The organism is Streptomyces sp. NPDC006872 (genome assembly GCF_040635845.1).
In the GTDB taxonomy this organism is placed as follows: domain Bacteria; phylum Actinomycetota; class Actinomycetes; order Streptomycetales; family Streptomycetaceae; genus Streptomyces.
Genome location: NZ_JBEYIL010000002.1, coordinates 898,488 through 918,170, shown reverse-complemented (window position 1 = coordinate 918,170; position 19,683 = coordinate 898,488). Strand labels below are relative to the sequence as shown.

General features: G+C 70.6%; 19 protein-coding genes and 1 pseudogene. 14 read left to right on the top strand and 6 right to left on the bottom strand.

Annotated features, from left to right (window positions below):
- Positions 1–146: 146 nt before the first annotated feature.
- The 4 genes from ABZ725_RS08895 to ABZ725_RS08880 all read left to right on the top strand — a co-directional run bounded on the left by ABZ725_RS08895 (position 147) and on the right by ABZ725_RS08880 (position 4,173).
- Positions 147–1,079 (top strand): ATP-binding cassette domain-containing protein, encoded by a 933-nt coding sequence (locus ABZ725_RS08895; protein WP_358802039.1) that lies wholly within the window; start codon positions 147–149, stop codon positions 1,077–1,079.
- Entirely contained in the window at positions 1,076–2,650 is a 1,575-nt protein-coding gene (locus ABZ725_RS08890; protein ID WP_358802038.1) for an ABC transporter permease subunit, read from the top strand. Before ABZ725_RS08895 ends, ABZ725_RS08890 begins: the two co-directional genes overlap by 4 nt.
- A gap of 5 nt (positions 2,651–2,655) precedes the next feature.
- The gene (locus ABZ725_RS08885; protein WP_358802037.1) at positions 2,656–3,444 is read left to right on the top strand and encodes an ABC transporter permease; all 789 of its coding nucleotides are present in this window, start codon (positions 2,656–2,658) and stop codon (positions 3,442–3,444) included.
- Positions 3,445–3,807: 363 nt separating this feature from the next.
- Positions 3,808–4,173, top strand: coding sequence for an Imm51 family immunity protein (locus ABZ725_RS08880; RefSeq protein WP_358802036.1), 366 nt, complete (start codon positions 3,808–3,810; stop codon positions 4,171–4,173).
- A gap of 110 nt (positions 4,174–4,283) precedes the next feature.
- Here the strand turns inward: ABZ725_RS08880 and ABZ725_RS08875 are convergent, their stop codons facing one another.
- Together ABZ725_RS08875 and ABZ725_RS08870 are read right to left on the bottom strand one after the other, a co-directional pair.
- Positions 4,284–4,631 (bottom strand): S26 family signal peptidase, encoded by a 348-nt coding sequence (locus ABZ725_RS08875; protein WP_358802035.1) that lies wholly within the window; start codon positions 4,629–4,631, stop codon positions 4,284–4,286.
- A gap of 139 nt (positions 4,632–4,770) precedes the next feature.
- Positions 4,771–5,730, bottom strand: a complete 960-nt coding sequence (locus tag ABZ725_RS08870; RefSeq protein WP_358802034.1) for an NADP-dependent oxidoreductase — start codon at positions 5,728–5,730, stop codon at positions 4,771–4,773.
- Positions 5,731–5,882: 152 nt separating this feature from the next.
- Between ABZ725_RS08870 and ABZ725_RS08865 the strand changes: the two genes are divergently transcribed.
- A complete protein-coding gene (locus ABZ725_RS08865) occupies positions 5,883–6,725 on the top strand; it encodes a helix-turn-helix transcriptional regulator (protein ID WP_358802033.1) in 843 nt (280 codons plus the stop codon).
- A 91-nt stretch (positions 6,726–6,816) separates the two neighbouring features.
- Here the strand turns inward: ABZ725_RS08865 and ABZ725_RS08860 are convergent, their stop codons facing one another.
- Entirely contained in the window at positions 6,817–8,394 is a 1,578-nt protein-coding gene (locus ABZ725_RS08860) for a glycoside hydrolase family 32 protein (RefSeq protein ID WP_358802032.1), read from the bottom strand.
- 219 nt (positions 8,395–8,613) lie between these two features.
- Between ABZ725_RS08860 and ABZ725_RS08855 the strand changes: the two genes are divergently transcribed.
- The 4 genes from ABZ725_RS08855 (at position 8,614) to ABZ725_RS08840 (ending at position 13,359) form a co-directional block, all read left to right on the top strand.
- The gene (locus ABZ725_RS08855) at positions 8,614–10,023 is read left to right on the top strand and encodes an extracellular solute-binding protein (protein ID WP_358802031.1); all 1,410 of its coding nucleotides are present in this window, start codon (positions 8,614–8,616) and stop codon (positions 10,021–10,023) included.
- Positions 10,020–11,015: a sugar ABC transporter permease gene (locus ABZ725_RS08850; protein ID WP_358802030.1), complete on the top strand. Its 996-nt coding sequence runs from the start codon at positions 10,020–10,022 to the stop codon at positions 11,013–11,015. The genes ABZ725_RS08855 and ABZ725_RS08850 overlap by 4 nt, the downstream gene beginning before the upstream one ends.
- A 92-nt stretch (positions 11,016–11,107) precedes the next feature.
- The gene (locus ABZ725_RS08845; protein ID WP_358802029.1) at positions 11,108–11,953 is read left to right on the top strand and encodes a carbohydrate ABC transporter permease; all 846 of its coding nucleotides are present in this window, start codon (positions 11,108–11,110) and stop codon (positions 11,951–11,953) included.
- Positions 11,954–11,958: 5 nt separating this feature from the next.
- Entirely contained in the window at positions 11,959–13,359 is a 1,401-nt protein-coding gene (locus tag ABZ725_RS08840) for a glycoside hydrolase family 32 protein (protein WP_358802082.1), read from the top strand.
- Here ABZ725_RS08840 and ABZ725_RS08835 read toward each other — a convergent pair.
- Together ABZ725_RS08835 and ABZ725_RS08830 are read right to left on the bottom strand one after the other, a co-directional pair.
- The gene (locus tag ABZ725_RS08835) at positions 13,322–14,386 is read right to left on the bottom strand and encodes a LacI family DNA-binding transcriptional regulator (RefSeq protein WP_358802028.1); all 1,065 of its coding nucleotides are present in this window, start codon (positions 14,384–14,386) and stop codon (positions 13,322–13,324) included. The two genes, ABZ725_RS08840 and ABZ725_RS08835, sit on opposite strands and share 38 nt — an antisense overlap.
- A 269-nt stretch (positions 14,387–14,655) precedes the next feature.
- Positions 14,656–15,333, bottom strand: coding sequence for an SDR family NAD(P)-dependent oxidoreductase (locus ABZ725_RS08830; protein WP_358802027.1), 678 nt, complete (start codon positions 15,331–15,333; stop codon positions 14,656–14,658).
- A 169-nt stretch (positions 15,334–15,502) separates the two neighbouring features.
- Between ABZ725_RS08830 and ABZ725_RS08825 the strand changes: the two genes are divergently transcribed.
- From ABZ725_RS08825 to ABZ725_RS08805, 5 genes are all read left to right on the top strand, one after another.
- Positions 15,503–16,201: a TetR/AcrR family transcriptional regulator gene (locus ABZ725_RS08825; RefSeq protein WP_358802026.1), complete on the top strand. Its 699-nt coding sequence runs from the start codon at positions 15,503–15,505 to the stop codon at positions 16,199–16,201.
- Between the two features lie 241 nt (positions 16,202–16,442).
- A complete protein-coding gene (locus tag ABZ725_RS08820; protein ID WP_358802025.1) occupies positions 16,443–16,937 on the top strand; it encodes a MarR family transcriptional regulator in 495 nt (164 codons plus the stop codon).
- Positions 16,938–17,092: 155 nt separating this feature from the next.
- A complete protein-coding gene (locus tag ABZ725_RS08815) occupies positions 17,093–17,710 on the top strand; it encodes a DsbA family protein (RefSeq protein ID WP_358802024.1) in 618 nt (205 codons plus the stop codon).
- A 45-nt stretch (positions 17,711–17,755) separates the two neighbouring features.
- Positions 17,756–18,562, top strand: coding sequence for an MBL fold metallo-hydrolase (locus ABZ725_RS08810; RefSeq protein ID WP_358802023.1), 807 nt, complete (start codon positions 17,756–17,758; stop codon positions 18,560–18,562).
- Position 18,563: 1 nt separating this feature from the next.
- Positions 18,564–18,974 (top strand): nuclear transport factor 2 family protein, encoded by a 411-nt coding sequence (locus ABZ725_RS08805; RefSeq protein WP_358802022.1) that lies wholly within the window; start codon positions 18,564–18,566, stop codon positions 18,972–18,974.
- A gap of 334 nt (positions 18,975–19,308) precedes the next feature.
- On the opposite strand, the pseudogene ABZ725_RS08800 reads toward ABZ725_RS08805, so the two are convergent.
- A pseudogene (locus tag ABZ725_RS08800) lies at positions 19,309–19,399 on the bottom strand (oxidoreductase); the annotation flags it as partial.
- Positions 19,400–19,683: the final 284 nt, after the last annotated feature.

Below are 19,683 nucleotides of genomic sequence, written 5' to 3'. Positions count from 1 at the left end.
GCCTCCTCCCGCGTCCCTCTGCGGACGTTCCGTACGTCCCTCGCGCGGGGGACGACGGGCGCTGCCGGTCCCTCACGCCAGGGACGGCGAAGTGTGCTCTGCCGCGTGACGACCGCGGTGCCCGCCGCTGCCTAACCTTCGTCGTCATGGAAGCAACGATCCAAGTGCAGGGACTGCAGAAACAGTTCGGGCAGACCGTCGCCGTGGACGATCTGTCCTTCACCGTGGAGCCCGGCCAGGTCACCGGCTTTGTCGGGCCCAACGGCGCGGGCAAGTCCACCACCATGCGCGTCCTGCTCGGCCTGGACTCGGCCGACGCGGGCCGCGCGCTGATAGGCGGCCGGGCCTACGCCGCACTGCGCCATCCGCTGACCGAGGTCGGCGCACTGCTGGACGCCGCCGCGGTACACCCCTCCCGGCGCGGCCGCGACCATCTGCTGTGGCTGGCCCAGACGCACGGGCTGCCGGCCCGGCGGGTCGACGAGCTGCTGGAGGTGGTCGGGCTCGCTTCGGTGGGGCGCAAACGGGCGGGCGGCTACTCGCTCGGCATGCGGCAGCGGCTGGGGATCGCCGCCGCGCTGCTGGGCGACCCGCCGGTGCTGCTCTTCGACGAGCCGGTCAACGGCCTCGATCCGGAGGGCATCCGCTGGATCCGCGGCTTTCTGCGGTCGCTGGCCCGCGAGGGGCGGGCGGTTCTGGTCTCCAGTCATCTGATGAGCGAGCTGGAGGACTCCGCCGACCATCTGATCGTGATCGGCAGGGGCCGGCTGATCACCGACACCTCCGTGGCCGAGCTGCTGGCCACGGCCTCCGGCGACCGGGTGGCGCTGCGCACCAGCGCCCGTACCGAGGCGATGGCGGTGCTGGCCCGCGAGGGGGCCACCGTCGCCGCCAACGGGAAGGAGAGCCTGTCCGTCACCGGACTGCCCGCGGAGCGGATCACCGCGCTGCTGGCCGCGGGTGGCGTGCCGTTCTCCGAGGTCAGCGCACACCGGGCGACGCTGGAGGAGGCGTACATGGAGCTCACGAGGGATGCCGCGGAGTTCCGGGCCTCGGCCGTCGAGGAGGACCTGCGATGACCGCGCCGGTGAAGACACCCCCGTACCGCTCCCAGCTGACCTCCGCCCGGGACGGCTTCGGGCAGCTGCTGCACGCGGAGTGGACCAAACTGCGCACCGTGCCCCGCTGGGGCCTGGTGCTGCTCTCCGCGATGACACTGACCGTGCTCATCTCCGTGCTGGCGGTCTCGGGAAGCTCGGTCGAGGGCGGCGGGCCGGCCGTGACCGTCGGCCCCGACGGCACGGCCGTCAGGGACACCATGCACCTCGTCCACGAGGAGCTGCCCGGCGACGGCAGCGTCACCGCCCGGGTCTCCGGTCTGAAGAACCTCAAGCCCTCCGCGCCCGACGGCGGACGTGCGGGCGCCTCGCCCGGGGTCTACACCCGCACGACAGCGGGCTGGACCAAGGCGGGCGTCGTCGTCAAGGCGAACACCAAGACCGGCAGCAGCTATGTAGCGGTGGTCATGACGTACGGCCACGGCGTACGCATGCAGTGGGACTACACGCACGACCTCGCGGGCAGCGCCACCCCGCCGCAGGAGGACCGCTGGCTGCGGCTGGTGCGCAAGGACGACGTCCTGACCGGCTACGAGTCGGCCGACGGCAAGGACTGGCGCCGAGTCGGTTCGGTCCGGCTCGCGGGACTGACCGGCACCGTCGAGGCCGGGGTGTTCACGGCCGCGGCGCCGAACACCAAGGCGGATCGCATGCTGGGCGGCACCAGGGTCGCCCAGGGCGCCGGACAGGCCACCGCGCACTTCGACGAACTGGCGGTGAACGGCGGTGAGGGCGGCCGGCAGCAGGCCTCGATCGGCGGGCCCGGCCTGCAGACCGCGGTCCCGGCCCAGGACGCGGTCCCGGCCGCGGACCTCGCCGCCGGCTCCTTCGACCTGCACGGCTCCGGGGACGTCGCCCCCCTGCAGGCGAACAGCGACATCACCAGGGACACCCTCAGCGGAGCGATGATCGGGCTGATCCCGCTCTCCGCGCTGGGGGTGCTGTTCATCACCGCCGAGTTCCGGCGCGGCATGATCCGCACCACGCTGACCGCCAGCCCGCGCCGGGGACGGGTGCTGGCCGCCAAGGCGATCGTGCTGGGCGGGGTGACCTTCGTGGCCGGGCTGATCGCGACCGTGCTCTGCTTCCTGATCGGCGAGCCCATCACGCGGCGCAACGGGCACAAGCCTCCCCTGTGGCCCGAACTGGCGCTCACCGACGGCCCGGTGCTGCGCGCCGTCATCGGCACCGCCGCGCTGCTCGCCGTCGTCAGCGTCCTCGCCCTGGCCCTGGGCGCGCTGCTGCGCCGTACCGCGGCGGCCATCACGCTCATCGTGGTGGTGCTGGTGCTGCCGCAGATCCTGATCAGCGGGTTGCCCCTGGGCGCGGCACACGCCCTGATGCGGGCCACGCCGCTGGCCGGCTTCGCGATCCAGGACACGATCACGCGCTACGACCAGGCGTCGGCGGTCTGTCTGCCCGAAGAGGGCTGCTATCCACAGGGACCCTGGTCGGGCTTCGCGGTGCTGTGCGCGTATGCGGCGGTGGCGCTGGGGCTGGCGATCTGGCGCATGCGCCGGCGGGACGTGTGATCCTCATGCGAGCGATACGGGCCGAGTGGACGAAACTGCGTACGCTGCCCAGCAGTTGGTGGCTGCTGGCGGCCGTGATCGCGGTCACGGTGGCGATCGGGGGCGCGGCAGCGGCGGCGGTGACGACGGACCAGTGCTACCCCACGCCTGCCGACTGCCAGGAGGACACGGTGAAGCTCAGCCTCACCGGCGTGTGGGCCGGGCAGGCGGCGGTGGCGGTCCTCGGGGCTCTCGCGATGAGCGGCGAGTACGGCACCGGCACCATCGGAGCGTCGCTGACCGCGGTGCCCCGGCGCGGGCGGCTGCTCACCGCGAAGGCATCGGTGGTCGGCGCGCTGGCGCTGGCCGCGGGCGCCCTCGGTGTGCTCGGCTCGCTGCTCGTCGGCCGCCTGGTCCTCCCCGGCAACGGATTCACCGCCGAGGCCGGCTATCCGCCACCGTCCCTGACGGACGGGCCGACGCTGCGGGCCGCGGTGGGGTCGATGGTCTACCTCGGGCTGATCGCCCTGTTGGCGCTGGGCGTCGCGGCGCTGGTCCGGGACACGGCGGGGGCGATCACGACGGTACTGGCGCTGCTGTACGCGTTCCCGGTGCTGGTCGAAGTGGTCTCCAGTGGGAAGTGGCGCGAGCGGCTGCAGGAGTGGGGGCCGGTCTCCGCCGGGATGGCCGTCCAGGCGACCAGGAATCTGGACAGGCTGCCGATCGGACCCTGGCCCGGGCTGGGGGTACTCGCCGCGTACGCGGCGGCCGCGCTGCTGGCCGGTGGACTGGCATTCCGGTTCCGGGACGCCTGAGCAGCGCCTCGGCGTCACCTTCTCCATCGAGGACTTCCATGCCCGTCGCCGGTGCGCGAGAGGGTCACGTGAACGTGGTTCAGCTGACGGACGAGGACACCGATTGAAGGCGGCACTGGATGACACCTACGCGTGGTGTCCCATGCCGGACGGCGTCTATCGTCCCTCCCGCGTCGTTCAGGAGCGTCGCTGCGGCGCAGCTGGCTGAGACAGCCCCGTCCGACTGCCTGCGTCCTGCCGGCGTCCCGAATGCAGCACCCAAGCGCCTGAACCCGCCCAAGCACACCGACTTCGCCGGCTCCGTAACGGCACCTGTGTACAGGTCAGAGCCGGAATGTCGTACCCCGCTTCTAGGATTGCCCGATGACGACCGAGACGACCGACCGCGAGAGCTTCGCCCCTCTGGTGTTCCTTGCGTACGATCACGCCCCCGGCACCTATGGCCTGATCCTGAGCGACGGCATGGACGCCACCGCCGCAGTGTTCGACGAGCACGGCCACGAGGGCGGCGGCTACGACTGGGAGGCCATCGCCCGCTCCGCCGTGCAGTCCCGCGCCCCGGAGTTGGCGGACCGCGTTGCCTACGACTGCGAGGCGGGCATGTTCGCCGCCCACGGCAAGGACGCCGAGGCGCTGCGGCGCCTGGGTGTCCTCCTCCACGAAGCCCACCGTGACCCGGCCGTCCTCGCCGCGCACATAGCCGCTGCGGATCCGGACTGGTTCGACTGATCCGCGGCGGCCCGACGGCTCCCCGGACTTGATTTCGTTTCGAAAGTGCTGGTCACAGCCACTCGTTGCTGGCTGCGACCAGGAGGCCCGATGCCGCCGGAACGTCAGGTTCAGGAGGAGTCGTCGGAGTCGGCCGCGAGCGCCTTGCCCACGATTCCCGACCGAGTGACGCCGTCGACTGCCACACAGATACCAAAGACACGATCGTGGCTGGTCCAACCGTTGACGCGGCCACGGTTGTTGCTGATCTGCACCCGCTTCCTGGCGAGGTCCACGGACAACACCAAGTGCAAGTAGACCGTCCCGGCGACACGGGCGAGGACGATGTCCCCGACCTCCAGCTTCGACGGGTCGACCGGGGCAACGACCACCTGCTGCCGGCTGCGTATCAGCGGGACCATCGAGGAGCCGCTGGGCCGGAACGTCACGGTGGCCCCGCCGGCAATCCTTCCTGCCACTGCATCCAATGCACCCATCCGACGAGCGTGGCAGATTCCCCTGCATCACCCCACCGATTTACTTCTCCGTGCTCCACCAGCGAGGCTCCGCCCAACGGATTCATCGACCTGCACACCACGCCCCACTGACCGGACTCCGTCAGACGGAGCCACGCGGTACCGTCACCACGTGCTTGCCCACGACGCCGCCGCGCTCGAACGCCTGGTGCGCCGCGGCGATGTCCGCGAGCGGGTACACGCTGTCGATCACCGGGCGCAGCGCACCCGACGTGACATGGTCGGCCACATCACGCAGCACGGCGCTGCCCGGGTTGGCGCTGAAGGTGCGGATACGGCGCGAGCCGTGCACGCTCGACGCGGCGATCGCGGCCAGGGCCGACGCGGACAGTCCGACCGTGACCATCCGCCCGCCCTTGGCCAACCGGCTTCGATAGCAGTGCAGTTCCGTGCCGACGGTGTCGACGATGACGTCGTACGGCCCGATCAGGTCCGAGGTGGTGGAGCGGTAGTCCAGGACCTCGTCGGCGCCGAGGTCGGTCAGGAACTCGGCATGGCGGTCGCGGGCCAGCGCGGTCACGTGACCGCCCAGGGCATGCGCCAACTGCACGGCGGCCGTGCCGACTCCGCCGGCCGCGCCCCGCACGAGGACCCGATCGCCGCCCACGAGGCGCACACTGTCGCGCAGCGCGATCAGCGCCGTGGCACCCGTGACGACCAGGGAGGCCGCTTCGACCGACGAGAGGTCCGCCGGGGCGTGCGCGATCCGTTCCGCGGAGACCACGACGTACTCGGCCGCCCCCGCGGTCGTGTGCCGCTGCCGGGGATGCACCATGCCCCACACCCGGTCCCCGACCCGGAAACCCTCGGCACCGGCACCGGTCGCAGCGACAGTGCCCGCGAAGTCCAGGCCCACACCGATCGGGAACCGGCGTCCCGACACCATCTTCAGCTCCCCCGCCCGGACGATCACATCGTGCCCGTTCACGCTGGACGCCTCGACCGACACCAGGACCTCCCCCGCGCCGGGAGCTGGGCGGTCCACGTCATTGATCCGCAGTACGTCCGCCGTACCGAAACTCGTGATCTGAACGGCCTTCATGTCGCTGTTCCCTCCGTGACCGGCTGTGGTGCGTCTGATGTTGGACCCCGCACGCGACATCACGGTCGTTCTCCTTTTCCTGGGTCTGGCAGACCCACCCTCGCGGGCCGCACCGACGGCATACTGGTGTCGTGCCCGATCCCTCCCAAGTCATGAGTGACGATCCCCGACGCGAACTCGCGGAGTTCCTGCGCACCCGCCGAACTCGGCTGCGGCCAGAGGATGTCGGGCTGGAACCCGGGCCGAGGCGGCGCGTCGCCGGGCTGCGGCGTGAGGAACTGGCCCTGCTGGCCGGGGTGAGCTCGGACTACTACCAGCGCATGGAACAGGGCCGCGACGTACGCCCCTCCGAACAGGTCCTGGACGCCCTCGCGCGCGCCCTGAACTTCTCCGCCGAGGAAACCCGGCACCTCCACAGCCTCGCTGCCGCCACACGCACCCCGGCCCGTCTGCCGCGTTCGTACGAGCCGGAGGAGGTACCCGGCACTACGCTACGACTGCTGCGCAGCATGACCTCGCCCGCTCTGGTCATCGGCCGTTTCCTGGACGTGCTGGCCTGGAACCCGCTCGGCGGCGCCCTGCTGGGAGAGTTCACCCGCCGGCCGCAGCGGGAGCGGAACCTGCTGGCGCTGTTCCTGCGCCCCGAGGCCGACCGGACCTGCCCGAACCGGGCGGCCACCGTCGCGGAGCTGATCGGGATGCTGCGGACACAGGTCGCCGCCGATCCCGGCCACCCGCGCGCGATCGAGCTGGTGGGCGAACTCGCCGTCCACAGCGACGAGTTCGCGGCCCTGTGGGCCCTCCACGACGTGGTGGAACCCACCCGCGGACAGATGCGCCTCACCCACCCCCAGGTCGGCGAACTGAACCTGGACTGGGACGCCTACCCGATACCGGGCAACTCCGGCCCCGCGCTCATGGTCTGCACCGCCGCCGAAGGCAGCCCCGACGCCGAACGACTCCGGCTCCTCGCCGGCCGGCTCGGCACCCACTGACCCACCGCAGAATCCACCCGTGGACTCGGACAGGATTCGCACCGGAAGACAGCCCAGACTCTCGGCCCGCCCCGGCCGCCTCCCCGTCGGATCAGACCGTGAACTCCCGGATCACCACGTTCCGGAACACCGCCTGCCCGTCGATCGTGAACAGCGCCAGTGCGGTGTCGGACGGGTCGGGGAAGGCCTCGGTCGAGTGCACGTACCGGCCGTCGCCGACGAACATCTCGACCGACGTGCGGTCGACGAGGATCCGCAGGCGGACCGTGCCGGCGGACAGGTCGAACGGCGTGCGGCTCTCCTGCCAGCGGCCGGAGGTGTCGGGGCTCACGGTGTAACCGCGGTTGACGAAGGCGTAGTCGCCGTAGACTCCCGCGTCGATGTGGCGCCCACCGTCCGACGACCGTCGCAACTGGAGGCCGGCGCCCAGCAGTTGGTCCCAGGTGATCTCACAGGTCAGCTCGTACGCGGTACCCGTGTAGTCGAGCGGTCGTGTGCCGTCGACCGCGATGTCGCCGAGGTCCACCATGCGCGACACATGGTCGCCCAGGGCCGCCACCGGCTGGGACGCCAGGTAATACGTACCCGACGCGTGCTTCAGTCGTATCTCGCGGACGATCGAGTCGGTGCCGTTGAAGCCGTCGCACTCGACGGTGGGCGTGGTGTTCGCGTAGTCCCAGTGGTTCATCCAGCCGATCGCATACCGCGTGTCAGGGTCCAGGACCCCGCTCGCGTCACGTTTGTCGAAGGTGACCGCCGCGTACCAGTCCCAGCCGTGGTCCAGCCACTGGGGATCGGACGCGTCGGCGGTGAAGGTCGTACCGTCGAAGGAACCCGTCCAGTACGCGAACGTGCTCGGCAGCCCGGAGCCCTTGCCGTTGGCGCTGACGCCCAGCACCCACTTCCAGGTCCCGTCGTCCGCCCTGATCCGGAACAGGTCGGGGCACTCCAGGACGCCGATGCCGCCCTTGATGAAGCCGCCGACGTACGTCCACGCCTTGAGGTCGGCGGAGTGGTAGAAGCCGACTTTGTCGTTCTCGGCGAGCAGCATCACCCACCGCCCGTGCTCCTCGTCGCGGATCACCTTGGGGTCGCGGAAGTCCCGTACGCCGGGGTTGGGGAGGACCGGGGCGGTGCCGTGGTTGGTGAAGGTGCGGCCGTCGTCCGTCGAGTAGTACAGGTACTGGGCCTGGGTGACGTCGTCGGGCGCCATGGTGGCGAGGACGATCACCGCGCCCGCGCCGAAGCCCGCCGTGTCGTCCGTGTCGACCACCGCCGAGCCGGACCAGACATCGCCGTTGGGGGTCGTGTCCTTCGGCACGGCGATGCCCCGGTCGGTGAAGGAGACGAGGTCGGTGCTGGTGGCCAGGCGCCAGGCGGTGCCGGCCGTTGTGCCGCCCGTCGAGTAGTCGGGGTTGTAGAGGTAGTAGTAGTGGTACTCGCCGTCGATCCAGATCGGGCGCTGCGGGTCGTTCATCCACTGGTCGGGGACCGTGAAGTGGTACTCGGCGCGGTAGCTGCCCGTGCACGCGGCCGTCGCCTCGCGGGGCACCGCCACCGCCGGTCTCACGAGGTCCGGCAGCAGAACACCGGCGGCGCCGACGGCCGAGGCCGTCAGCAGCGACCGCCTGGACAGTGTCGCCCCTGGGCCGAGCGAACTCCTCTTCATGCCACGCATCGTGCGGCTCCCTTCCCCGACGTCGTCGTCAGGACGCGGCTCATGGGACCGGAACCGTATACCTAACTCGTTAAAGGTCAAGCCCTCGCGCACCGGCCGTTCGCAACTTCCTATCCGCACTTCCCATCCGCGTACATCCCTTGACAGAGCCTCAGCGGGGTTCTCATCATCGTGGAATCACACTTCGGCTAACACGAGTTAGGCTCGCCGATGACCGACTCGCTCCTCTCCCGACGGGCCCTGATGCGCTACGGCGCGTACGGCGCCGGAGCCGCCGCTCTCGCCGGTGTCGCGGCCGGCTGGGACCGCCTCACCGGCGCCGACATCCCCGGCCGCGACGACGGCTCGCTCGTCATCGCCACCCTGGGCTCCGCCTTCAACCCCGAGGCGCAGCGCGCCCTGCACGACGGATTCCGCGAGGTCCACCCCGACATCAGGATCCGCATCAACCCCGTACAGGCCTACGACTGGTCGGACTTCTTCTCCAAGATCCTCACCCAGATCGCCGCGGGCACGGCACCCGACCTCGTGTACGTCGCCACCGAGGGCGTGCAGCTCTTCGCCCAGCGGCTCGGCGTACCGCTGGACAGGTGGGCGAAGCGGGACGCGGCCGAGCTGCGCACGTACTTCGCCGACGTCCATCCCTCGCTGGTCGAGTCGATGATGTACGAGGGGAGCCTCTACCAGCTGCCGGTCGAGTTCAACGCGGCCGACATGTACCTCAACAGCCGGGTCCTCGAACGCGCGGGTGCCGACCTCCCCGACGACGACTGGACCCACGACGACTTCACCACGCTGCTGCGCGCGATGAAACGCAGCAACGGCGACCGGTTCACCCCGTACTTCTGGACCAACCGGCTGTGGGGCGGAGTGGTCCCCTGGCTCTTCGCCAACGACACCAACCTCCTCACCGAGTCCAAGGCCCCCGGCGGCGACTGGCTCTGGAACTCCTTCTATCCCGAGGCACAGCGGCGTGGCCGGGGCGGCGGCTACCGGTGGACGACACCCCTGGCCGACTCCGACCGCGTCGCGGAGGTCTACGACTACCTCTCCTCCCTCGTCCAGGAGGACCTGTGCACCCGGCCGGAGGGCGGCGACGGCCGCAACCTCGTCGGCGTCTTCTCCACCGGCCGCGTCGGTGTCACGCCCGCGGGCGGCTTCTGGGCGGGCGGCCTGCATCAGGCGGGCATGAAACCGGCCGACTACGACGTGCGGTACTTCCCGCGTTGGCGTACCCGGCGTCACCAGTTCGGCGCCGCCGGGTACGCGATGCTGCGCACGTCGAAGATGCGGGACGAGGCCTGGGAGTTCATCAAGTACACCGCCCGCAAGGACGTGATGACCCAGCTCTTCGCGGCCAACCAGACCACTCCGGCCCGCCGTTCCATGGTCGACGAGGCCCGCTACCGGGAGACCGGCCCGGCCCACTGGCAGGTCTTCTACGACACCCTCGACAAGATCCCCAGCACCGGCCCGATCCCGGCCCCGCCGCAGGTCAACGAGGTCGAGCAGCTGCTGATCAAGCACACCGGAACCGCCCTCGCGAGCCCCGGCGCGGTGCGTCCCGCGCTGCGCCGGCTGCAGGGGGACCTGGAGAAGGCCATGGAGCGTGAAGTGTGACGAACACCGAGATCAGGCCCGTGGGGCCGGAGCCCGCCCGCACCCGCAAGAGCCGCGGGAACCGCGGGACCGGTCGGACCCGTAAGGCATCGAAGTCCACGGCCGCCACCGCCATCCGCGCCCGGGGCACCCGCCTCCTCGCCGTACTGTTCCTCGCGCCCACCGTCGTCGGCATCGTCGTCTTCACGGTCGTACCGATCGTCGGCTCGGTCGTCCTCAGCCTCTTCCAGTGGGACGTGATCGACGACCCGCGGTGGGCCGGAGCGGCCAACTACCGGGAGATCCTGACCGATTCGACGGTCCTCGTCTCCTTCCGCAACACGCTCGTCTTCATGGTGCTCGCGGTCGCACTCCAGTTGCTGATCGCGCTGGTGCTGGCGATCGCGGTGAACGGCCGGATGCCCAAGTGGCTGCGTTCCGTGTTCCGTTCGGCGTTCTTCTTCCCGCTGGTGCTGTCCGCCGCGTCCATCTCGGTGGTGATGAAGTACCTGTTCAACCAGGACTTCGGCCCCGTGAACTGGCTCCTCGGCACCGTCGGTATCCCCTCGGTCCCGTGGCTGACCTCGGAGAACGGGGCGATGGCGGCCGTGGTCCTGGCGTACGTCTGGCAGCAGTTCGGCTTCTCGTTCCTGCTGTTCGTCGGCGGCCTGAACAACATCCCGAAAGAGGTGCACGAGGCGGCTTCGCTGGACGGCGCGAGCGGGGTGCGCAAACACCTCGCCATCACCCTGCCGCTGCTGTCGCCCACGCTGCTGGTGGCGTCCGTGGTCGGCATCATCAACGCCCTCCAGGTCTTCGAGCAGCCGTACGTCCTCACGGCGGGCGGTCCCGGCGACTCGACGCGCACGGTCGTGATGGTCATCTACGAGACGGCCTTCGAGCAGCTCCGCTTCGGCGAGGCGTCCGCCGTGGGCGTCCTGCTCTTCGCCCTGATCATGGCGGTCACCGCACTCCAGTTCCGGCTCAGCCGGCGTTACGTCCACTACCAGTGAGTCGGGTGAGTCAGATGAGTACGAGTTCCCTCTCGGGTTCGGTATCGGGTTCGATACCGGGTTCCGTATCGGGTTCGATGCCGGGTCCCCGCATGAGCCCCACCGCGTCACGCGTACGGCACGGCCTGGCGCCCTGGGGCCGGATCGCAGGCCTGGCGCTGTGCGCCCTGTTGACGCTCGGCCCAGTCATCTGGACGGTGTCGACGTCACTGCGCACGCCGGCGGAGTCCTTCGACCTGCCGCCGAAGATCATCCCCACAGACCCCACCGTCGACGCCTACCGCGGGGTCTTCGACCAGATCGACGTCTGGCTGTACGCACTGAACTCCACCCTGGTGACCGCGCTGATCGCAGCCGGCCAGATGATCACCGCGGGCCTGGCGGGCTATGCCTTCGCCCGCCTCGAATTCCGCTTCAAGAAGCCGCTGTTCGCGCTGGTCCTGGCCACGATGATGGTGCCGTTGCAGGTCACGATGGTCCCGGTCTTCCTGGAACTGAAGACGATGGGTCTGACCGACACCCTGCTCGGCCTCATCGTCCCGGCCTTCCCGACGGCCTTCGGCACCTTCCTGATGCGCCAGTACTTCCTGGGCATGCCGAAGGACCTGGGCGAGGCGGCGATGATCGACGGCGCGGGTCCGTGGCGCGTCTTCCGGTCGGTGTACGCCCCCTTGGCGGCCCCCGGTCTCGCCATCGTCGGCGTGCTGGCCTTCAACTACCACTGGAACGAGTTCTTCCGGCCGCTGATCCTCGAAACCTCCACCGAGAACCTCACGCTGCCCCTGGGCCTGGTCTCCCTCCAGGGCAACCTCGGCACCGGCTCGATCTCCGTCGTCCTCGCCGGAGTCGTCCTCTCCATGCTCCCCGCCGTCGTCGTGTTCGTCGTCGGCCAGCGCCCTCTGCGCGAGGGCATCACATCCGCAGGAGTCAATCGTTGAGTTCCGTGAGCCGGTCGACCGACGCCGACAGCCCGCGTTTCAGGGTCCGCCCGCCGGCCAACTGGATGAACGACCCGAACGGCCCGTTCCGCTGGGGCGGTCGATACCACCTCTTCTACCAGCACAACCCCGACGCCCCCGTGCACACGAACGTTCACTGGGGCCACGCCTCCAGCCCCGACCTCGCCCACTGGGACGACCACGGGATCGCCCTGCGCCCCACGCCCGACGGCCCGGACGAGGCGGGCTGCTGGTCCGGCTGCGTGGTGGACGACGGTGGTGTGCCGACAGCGGTGTACTCCGGGATCGACCACGACCACCAGGGCCTGAGCGCGATCTGTCTCGCCGTGACCGAGGACGACGGCCTGCGGAAGTGGAAGCAACTGCCGGTGCCGGTGGTCGCCGGCCCACCACCCGGCCTGGACGTGACGATGTTCCGGGACCCTTTCGTCTTCCGCTTCGCCGGACGCCGCTGGGCGCTGATGGGCGCCGGCCACGCCGACGGCACCCCGTCGGTCCTGGTGTACGACTGTGAGGACCTGTACGACTGGCGGTTCGCCGGGGTCCTGCTGGACGGCCGGGACCCGGCGGCGGCCCGGGCCTTCGGCAAGCGGGCGATCGGCTGGGAGTGCCCGCAGTTGTGGGCGACGCCCGGGGGCGACTGGGTGCTGGCGGTGGCCCTGTGGGACGGCGACCCGCTGAGCACCGCGTACGTCACGGGCCGTCTGGTGGAGCAGGCGGACGGCGGACCGAGGTTCGCGGCCGGTACGGGCGGCGGACCGCTGGACCTCGGCCGTGACTTCTACGCCCCTGCCGTCCTCCAGGACACGGAGTCCGGCCGCGCCCTGCTCTGGGGCTGGTCCTGGGAGTCCCGCCCGCCCGAGGAGGTGGACCGCGCGGGCTGGTCCGGCGTCCTCACGGCACCCCGGGTGATGGACACCCACGAGGACGGCACGCTACGGGTCGTACCGGCTCCCGAGCTCGAACTACTGCGAGCGGCCGTCCCGTTCACGGCCGCACCAGGACCGCACCGGCCACTCCCCCTCGCATACGACCTGCTGGTGACCGCCCGTTCAGCGGCGACCGTGAGTCTGCTGCGGGCCGCGTCCGGGGCCGAACTGACCGTGCGACTCGATCCGGCGTCCGGCACGGTGACCCTGGACCGCACGGCCTGGCCGCGCTCCCGCCCGGACGGCACAGCCCCCCTGGTCCTGCCGACCCCGCCGGGCGAGACCCTCACCGTACGGATCCTCGTGGACGGCTCCCTGCTGGAACTGTTCGCGGGTGACCGGGCGACGGCCACGGAACGGGTGTACCGACGGGCCGACGACATCGCGGAGCTGACCGTGCGGGGGACGGACGTCGAGGTCACGGGCTGGGAGCTGGTCCCACCGAACCCCGCGTGACGACGGGGCACTCCAGCCGCCGGGTGGTGACCGGCGGCGCGGTCCCGCTGTCGATGGCGTCCAGGAGCAGGCGGACGGCCGTCTCCCCCATCGCGCGATGGGGCAGAGCGACCGTGGTGAGGGGCGGGCTGAGGAAAGCCGCCATGTGTTCCTGGTCGTCATAGCCGACGACGGACAGCTCGGCGGGCACGTCGAGGCCCAGGCGCGCGGCGGCGTGGAGGACGCCCGCGGCGACCCGGTCGTTGTAACAGACGATCCCCGTGGGCCGCCGGTCGGCGGGAACACCGTCCAGCAGCCGCAGCGCGCCCTGGTACCCGGCGGAGATCTCCCCTCCCGTCCGCATGATCCAGTCCTTCTCGGCGGTCAGCCCCACCGTCCGCAGCGCGTCACGGAAGCCGCGCAGCCGTTCCGCGGTCGCGATGTCGTCCAGACCGCCCACCAGGGCGACACGGCGGTGGCCCGCGTCGAGAAGGACGCGCGCGGCGCTGCGGCCACCGGCCCGCTCGGCGGGGATGACGGCCGGGAGGGAGCCGTCCTCGGGGAGGCAGTTGGCGAGCACGGCGAACGTGCGGTGCAGCCCTTCCGGGACTCGGGCGCGGCGCAACGACAGCGCGGCGTAGATGATCCCGTCGACCCTCCGGTCGAGCAGTTCGGCGACAGCCGCGTCCTCGGCGACCGGGTCCTGCCCGGAGTCGACGGTGAGCACCAGGTGCTCACTGCTCCACGCCATGTCCATGGCCCCGCGCAGCAGCCGCCCGGCGAACGGCGAGGTGGCGATCTCGTCCGTGACCAGACCGATCACGGCGGTACGACGCCGGCGCAGGCCACGGGCGACCGCGTTCGGCCGGTAGCCGAGCTGTTCGGCCGCCTTGCGGATCTTCTCCTGCGTCTCGGCGGAGAGGTTGCCCTGGGCACGCCCGTTGAAGACGAAGGACACGGCCGTGTGCGACACCCCGGCAAGCCGGGCGACATCCCGCGAGGTCGCCCGCTCAGCCCCGCCACCCCGCGTCTTCTCGACCCCGCCCATGCCTCGTCCCCGCCGACTTTGCCTGATCAGGCAAAGCCTACCCGCGGGAGATGTCGCGGAGCCCGCCGCCGCAGACCGAATGGGACACCGCGGTGGAACAGCCGCTGGCCTCGGCACGCCGGGGTGCGGGTCGCCGTGCGACCGTGGACGTCCGACCGCCGTCCCTCGCGGCTGTCGGCACGCCTCAACGAGACTCGGACGCCGTTGGCGTATGCCTCTACCACTCCGCAGGGGTTCGGTTCGGGTTGAACGAGGTACCAGGCGTGGTCTCAGCGGCTGAAGACGAGTTCGGCCTGGTCGCGCTTGGTGGTGTGCAGGTCCCAGTAGACCGGGGAGATTTCCTCGGGCTGGGCCGTCGGGAATCCGGGGACGACCGACATACCGATCGACACGTCGATGCCGACATGGGCGGCCTGCACGCCGGTGCCGTCCAGTTCCCTGTGCAGGTTGAGCGCCCAGTTCCGCAGCGCCGCAGCAGCGGCGTTGACGTTGCCGACCTGCGGGACGGGGTCGATCGAGCCCGCGCCGGTGGTGTAGAGCAGGGTGCCGGCGCCGACCTCGCGCATCGCCGGCAGGACTGCCTTGGTGGCGGCCATGGCGCCGTAGAGCTGAAACTCGATCTCGTGTTGCACATGGCCAGGTTCGGTCTCGATCGGCGTGGTCAGCACAGTGGAGCCCATGGTGCCCACCGGGGAGTACTCCAGGACGTCGATGCCGCCGAACTGCGCGGCGGCATCCTTGAGGGCTTGAGTGAGGGCGTCGCGATCGAGTACGTCCGCGGGGAACGCGGCAGCGGTGATGCCCTCGGCGGTGAGCGTGCCGACGAGATCGTCGAGCTTGGTGCGGTTGCGGGAGATCAGGGCGACGTCGAAGCCCTGTGAGCCGAAGGTACGGGCGATGGCCAGACCCAACTGAGGGCCGGCTCCGACAATGGCGATGCTGGTCACAGCGATCCTTTCGTAGAACGCCGTCGAGGCGACGGACGCGTCAAGAAGACGGGGCGTTACGGAAAGGGCTATCCGTTTCGCCGTCCGATCCGGATAACCCTTTCCGTTTCGCTGCGACCACCGTAGCACGGGAAATGGATAGGCCTTTCCGATTGCTAGACTGCCCGTCATGAACCCCGGCGACCAACACCACGACGCCCCCGCCGCCCAGCCTGTGCGCAGTGACGTCGAGCGCAACCGCGGCAGGATCCTCGCCGCCGCGCGCACCGTGTTCGGACGCGACGGCCTGGGCGCGTCCATGGCCTCCGTGGCGCGCGAAACGGGCGTCGGGATCGCCACCGTCTTCCGCCACTTCCCCACGAAGGAGGAGCTGGTCGCCGCCGTCTTCTCCGACCGCATGGACGCCTACGCCGACGCGGTCGCCACCGCCCTCGTCGACCCTGACCCCTGGCACGGCTTCGTCGGCTACATCGAGGCCGCCTGCGCGATGCAGGCCGCCGACAACGGCTTCGCCGACGTCCTGACCATGACCTTTCCCACCGCCAGGGCCATGGAGGAGCGCCGCAACGAGGCGTACGAGGGCATGGTGGAGCTCATCGGCCGCGCCAAGGCCACGGGTCGGCTGCGTGAGGACTTCGACCCCTCGGATCTGGTGCTGCTGCACATGGCCAACCTCGGCGTCGTCAACGCCTGCGGCGATGCCGCTCCCGATGCCTGGCGACGCGTCGTCGCGCTGATGATCCAGTCCTTCGAGGCCCCGGCGCGAGCCCCCCTGCCCTCCTCGCCCGAGCACGACGCCCTCTACAAGGCCATGCTCCGCACCGCCCCGGCGGGCAAGACCGCGCAGAAGCCCGACCGGAACAGCTGACCCCTGAGCGCCTCCGTGAGCCGACGGAGGGTGCTGCCGGCAGGTCCTCGTAGGCGGCCAGGGGAAGCGAGGATGTGCAACCGGTCGCGGCGGCGGGGCCGGTCCGTCCACACCGACACCACTTCCCCCGGCCGGCTCGGCCTGCAGCCCGGGGCGTAGCGCCTCATGTCCATGGTCGTACCGACCCTCCAAGGCATGATCGGTACGGTGGTACCGGGACGATCAGAGGGGCGACGCGACCGTGGGCGAGCAGACGGAGATCACGACGGCGAAACAGGCCGCGGACCACGAGCTGATCCTGGCGTTCGGCCGGCTGCAGGGCGCGGCCAACCGGCTGGAGTACATCCTCGGCCGGGCGCTCGAGGTGGAGTGCGGCATCAGCCACCTGATGTTCGAGGTGCTGCTGATCCTCGGCCGGGCGGGCGAGCCGGGACTCTCCATGCGGGCCATCGCCCAGGAGCAGGTCCTGACCACGGGCGGCGCCACCCGGCTGGTGGACCGGATGGAGGCGGCCGAACTGGTCGAGCGGGCAGCGGATCCGGGCGACCGGCGCGCGCGACTGGTCCGGCTGACCGCATGGGGCGAGGAGACCGTCGTACGCGCGTCCCGGGTCCACCTGGAGAACATCAAGCGGTACCTCGTGGACCCCCTGCCCGCAGCGGACCGGAAGAGGTTCTCGGAGGATCTCCGTATCCTCAGCCACACGGCCCGGGACCTGCTGCCCCGCCTGCCCTGACCTGCGGAGCGGCGGCAACGTCGGTGTAGTGACGTTGTCAGCCACGCCCATGTGCCCCACCTCACACGAACCTCGAAATATCTGACACGTCAGTTACTGTTCTGTCAGATGAATCGCTCGCAACCGGCGAGCGCGCATCCCTGCCGAGGTCCTCGATGAAGCTCGTCTACGTCTTCGACGCCTATTGCGGCTGGTCGCACGGGTTCTCCGGAACACTGAGCGAAGTCGCCTCCCGTCACCCCGAACTGCCGGTCGAGGTCGTCTCCGGCGGCCTGTTCACCGGGTCGCGCCGGGTACCCGTCCGCGAGTTCGGCCATGTCCAGGGCGCGAACGCCAAGATCGCCGAGCTGACCGGCGCCGAGTTCGGCGAAGCGTATGAGCGGCTGATCGCCGACGGCTCCTTCGTGATGGACTCGGAGGCCGCCGCGCGCGGTGTCGCCGCCCTGCGCCAGGCCGCACCGGCCCGCGCGGTGGAGCTGGCGATCGCCCTGCAGCGGGCCTTCTACGCCGACGGCCTGAGCCTGTCCGAGGCGGCCACCTACCGGAAGGTCGCCGAGGAGGCCGGACTGGATGCCGACGCCGTGGTCACCGCCTTCGAGGGATCCGAGGTTCGGGTGGCGGCGGGCGCCGACTTCCACCGGTCCGCCTCGCTGGGCGTCACCGGCTTCCCCACGCTGCTGGCCGTCGACGGCGACTCCGTCACTGCCGTGGCCCACGGCCACGGCACCGCCGACGAGATCGACCAGCGGCTCGCGGCGCTCCCCACCCACTGAACCTCCCGCTCCCCACCCCCTCCCCCTCCCCGCAAGGAGTCATCGATGAGCACCCTCTCCTTCAAGATCCTCGACCTGGACTTCCCGGCCGGCAGCAAGAACAAGACCGCCACCCTCGTCACCGGCGAGCACGAGGCCCTCCTGGTCGACGCCGCCTTCACCCGCGCCGACGGCCACCGCCTCGCCGCCGCGATCCTCGACTCCGGCAAGAAGCTCACCACCGTGTTCGTCAGCCACGCCGACCCCGACTTCTACTTCGGCGCCGAAGTCATCGCCGACGCCTTCCCCGACGCAGCCTTCGTCGCCACCCCGATCGTCATCGAACACATCCAGCACTCCTACGAGGGCAAGCTCAAGGCGTGGGCCGCGCTCGGCCCGAACCTGCCCACCCGCCTGGTCGACCTCACCCCGCTGACCGGCGACCTCACCCTGGAGGGCCACCGCTTCGAGCTCAAGGGCGGCCCGGCCGCGCTGCCCGACCGCCACTACCTGTGGCAGGCCACCCACCGCGCCCTCCTCGGCGGCGTCCTCCTCTTCCAGCAGGAACACGTCTGGGTCGCCGACACCCCCACCCCCGGCGACCGTGCCGCCTGGATCGACCTGCTCGACGAAATGGCCGCCCTGCAGCCGGAGTTGGTCGTCCCCGGCCACCGCCTGCCCGGCACCGCGGCCGATGCCTCGGCCATCTCCGCCACCCGCGCGTACCTTCTGGCCTTCGAGGAGGAGCTTGCCACGGCGGCCGACGGTGCGGCGCTGACCGAGGCGCTGGTCAAGCGTTACCCGGACAATGGCATGCTGATCGCCGCCCAGATCGGTGCGAAGGTCGCCAAGGGCGAAATGAAGTGGGGCTGACATGAGCGAGTTCGCGACCTCCACCGCCCCCGTCGACGTCGTACGGCGTCAGTACCTCGCGTCCGCGGCAGGTGACCTGGAGGCCCTTCGGGCCACCCTCGCCCCCGACGTCGAGTGGACGGAGATGGCCGGCTTCCCCCTCGCCGGCACCTACCGCACCCCCGACGGCGTCACCTCCAACGTCATGGAGAAACTCGGCCAGGACTGGGACAGTTGGACCGCCCACGACGACACCTACGTCGTCGACGGCGAGAACGTCGTCGTCCTCGCCCGCTACACCGCGACCAACAAGGCCACCGGCAAGCCGATCGACATCCGCGTCGCCCACCATTTCGTGGTGCGTGGTGGGCTCATCGTCCGCTTCGAGCAGTTCGTCGACACCGCCCTCGTCCGCGAGGCGATGGCCGGCTGAGCGGTTCGGATCCGGGCGTCGGCCACACGGGGTGTGGCCTACTCGCCCTCGGTAACGACGCCCGGACCAACCGCGTGGACGAACCGAACGAGCATGTCTGACGGCCGACCGGCCGGGTGGGCCCCTCTTTGGGCCACTGAGCACCGCGCCGGTAGTGACGGTCGGACTCCTCACCCCGTACCGGGCCGTGGTGACGAAGAAGCGGTTGTCGCCAGGATGCGGGCACACCGACGTGGGGTGCGGGGCACGGACATCTCGGTGTGGAGCAGGCGGCCGTCGGGGATGCGATCGGATCCCCTCCGACTGCAGCGGGCTCGCGGTCGGGCCGGCGGGACGCAGCCGCGTCCACGGCACTCGCGTCGATGTCGGCGGAGGGTGACAGCGGTCCCGGATTCAGCGAAGGCACGGGCAGTGGCCAGGCCCATTCCGGAGCCGACACCGGTGACGAAGGCGACCTGGCTGTCGGCCCGGTTCTCAGCCGGCAGCCCCGTGGACCGCAGCCCATGCCGCGCAACCAGCGGATGAATCGCCTCGGAGACACCGTCGGCCTGGACACGGCCGCGCCGCCCCGCCCCCTGTACGGCCCCTGGGTCATGTCATCGGCCCTCAGGGCAGTCGCCCGTACGGCGAGCGCCAACCTCGATCACGTGCTCCGCCGCAGGTCAGAGGGGTGGGAACTCCCCCGACCACCGCCGGACTCCAGACCAGC

Bases quoted from the DNA above. Each gene is read 5' to 3' on its own strand.
- ABZ725_RS08895 (WP_358802039.1), top strand. From the start codon at position 147: ATGGAAGCAACGATCCAAGTGCAGGGACTGCAGAAACAGTTCGGGCAG.
- ABZ725_RS08890 (WP_358802038.1), top strand. From the start codon at position 1,076: ATGACCGCGCCGGTGAAGACACCCCCGTACCGCTCCCAGCTGACCTCC.
- ABZ725_RS08885 (WP_358802037.1), top strand. From the start codon at position 2,656: ATGCGAGCGATACGGGCCGAGTGGACGAAACTGCGTACGCTGCCCAGC.
- ABZ725_RS08880 (WP_358802036.1), top strand. From the start codon at position 3,808: ATGACGACCGAGACGACCGACCGCGAGAGCTTCGCCCCTCTGGTGTTC.
- ABZ725_RS08870 (WP_358802034.1), bottom strand. From the start codon at position 5,730: ATGAAGGCCGTTCAGATCACGAGTTTCGGTACGGCGGACGTACTGCGG.
- ABZ725_RS08865 (WP_358802033.1), top strand. From the start codon at position 5,883: ATGAGTGACGATCCCCGACGCGAACTCGCGGAGTTCCTGCGCACCCGC.
- ABZ725_RS08860 (WP_358802032.1), bottom strand. From the start codon at position 8,394: ATGAAGAGGAGTTCGCTCGGCCCAGGGGCGACACTGTCCAGGCGGTCG.
- ABZ725_RS08855 (WP_358802031.1), top strand. From the start codon at position 8,614: ATGACCGACTCGCTCCTCTCCCGACGGGCCCTGATGCGCTACGGCGCG.
- ABZ725_RS08845 (WP_358802029.1), top strand. From the start codon at position 11,108: ATGAGCCCCACCGCGTCACGCGTACGGCACGGCCTGGCGCCCTGGGGC.
- ABZ725_RS08835 (WP_358802028.1), bottom strand. From the start codon at position 14,386: ATGGGCGGGGTCGAGAAGACGCGGGGTGGCGGGGCTGAGCGGGCGACC.
- ABZ725_RS08825 (WP_358802026.1), top strand. From the start codon at position 15,503: ATGAACCCCGGCGACCAACACCACGACGCCCCCGCCGCCCAGCCTGTG.
- ABZ725_RS08815 (WP_358802024.1), top strand. From the start codon at position 17,093: ATGAAGCTCGTCTACGTCTTCGACGCCTATTGCGGCTGGTCGCACGGG.
- ABZ725_RS08810 (WP_358802023.1), top strand. From the start codon at position 17,756: ATGAGCACCCTCTCCTTCAAGATCCTCGACCTGGACTTCCCGGCCGGC.
- ABZ725_RS08805 (WP_358802022.1), top strand. From the start codon at position 18,564: ATGAGCGAGTTCGCGACCTCCACCGCCCCCGTCGACGTCGTACGGCGT.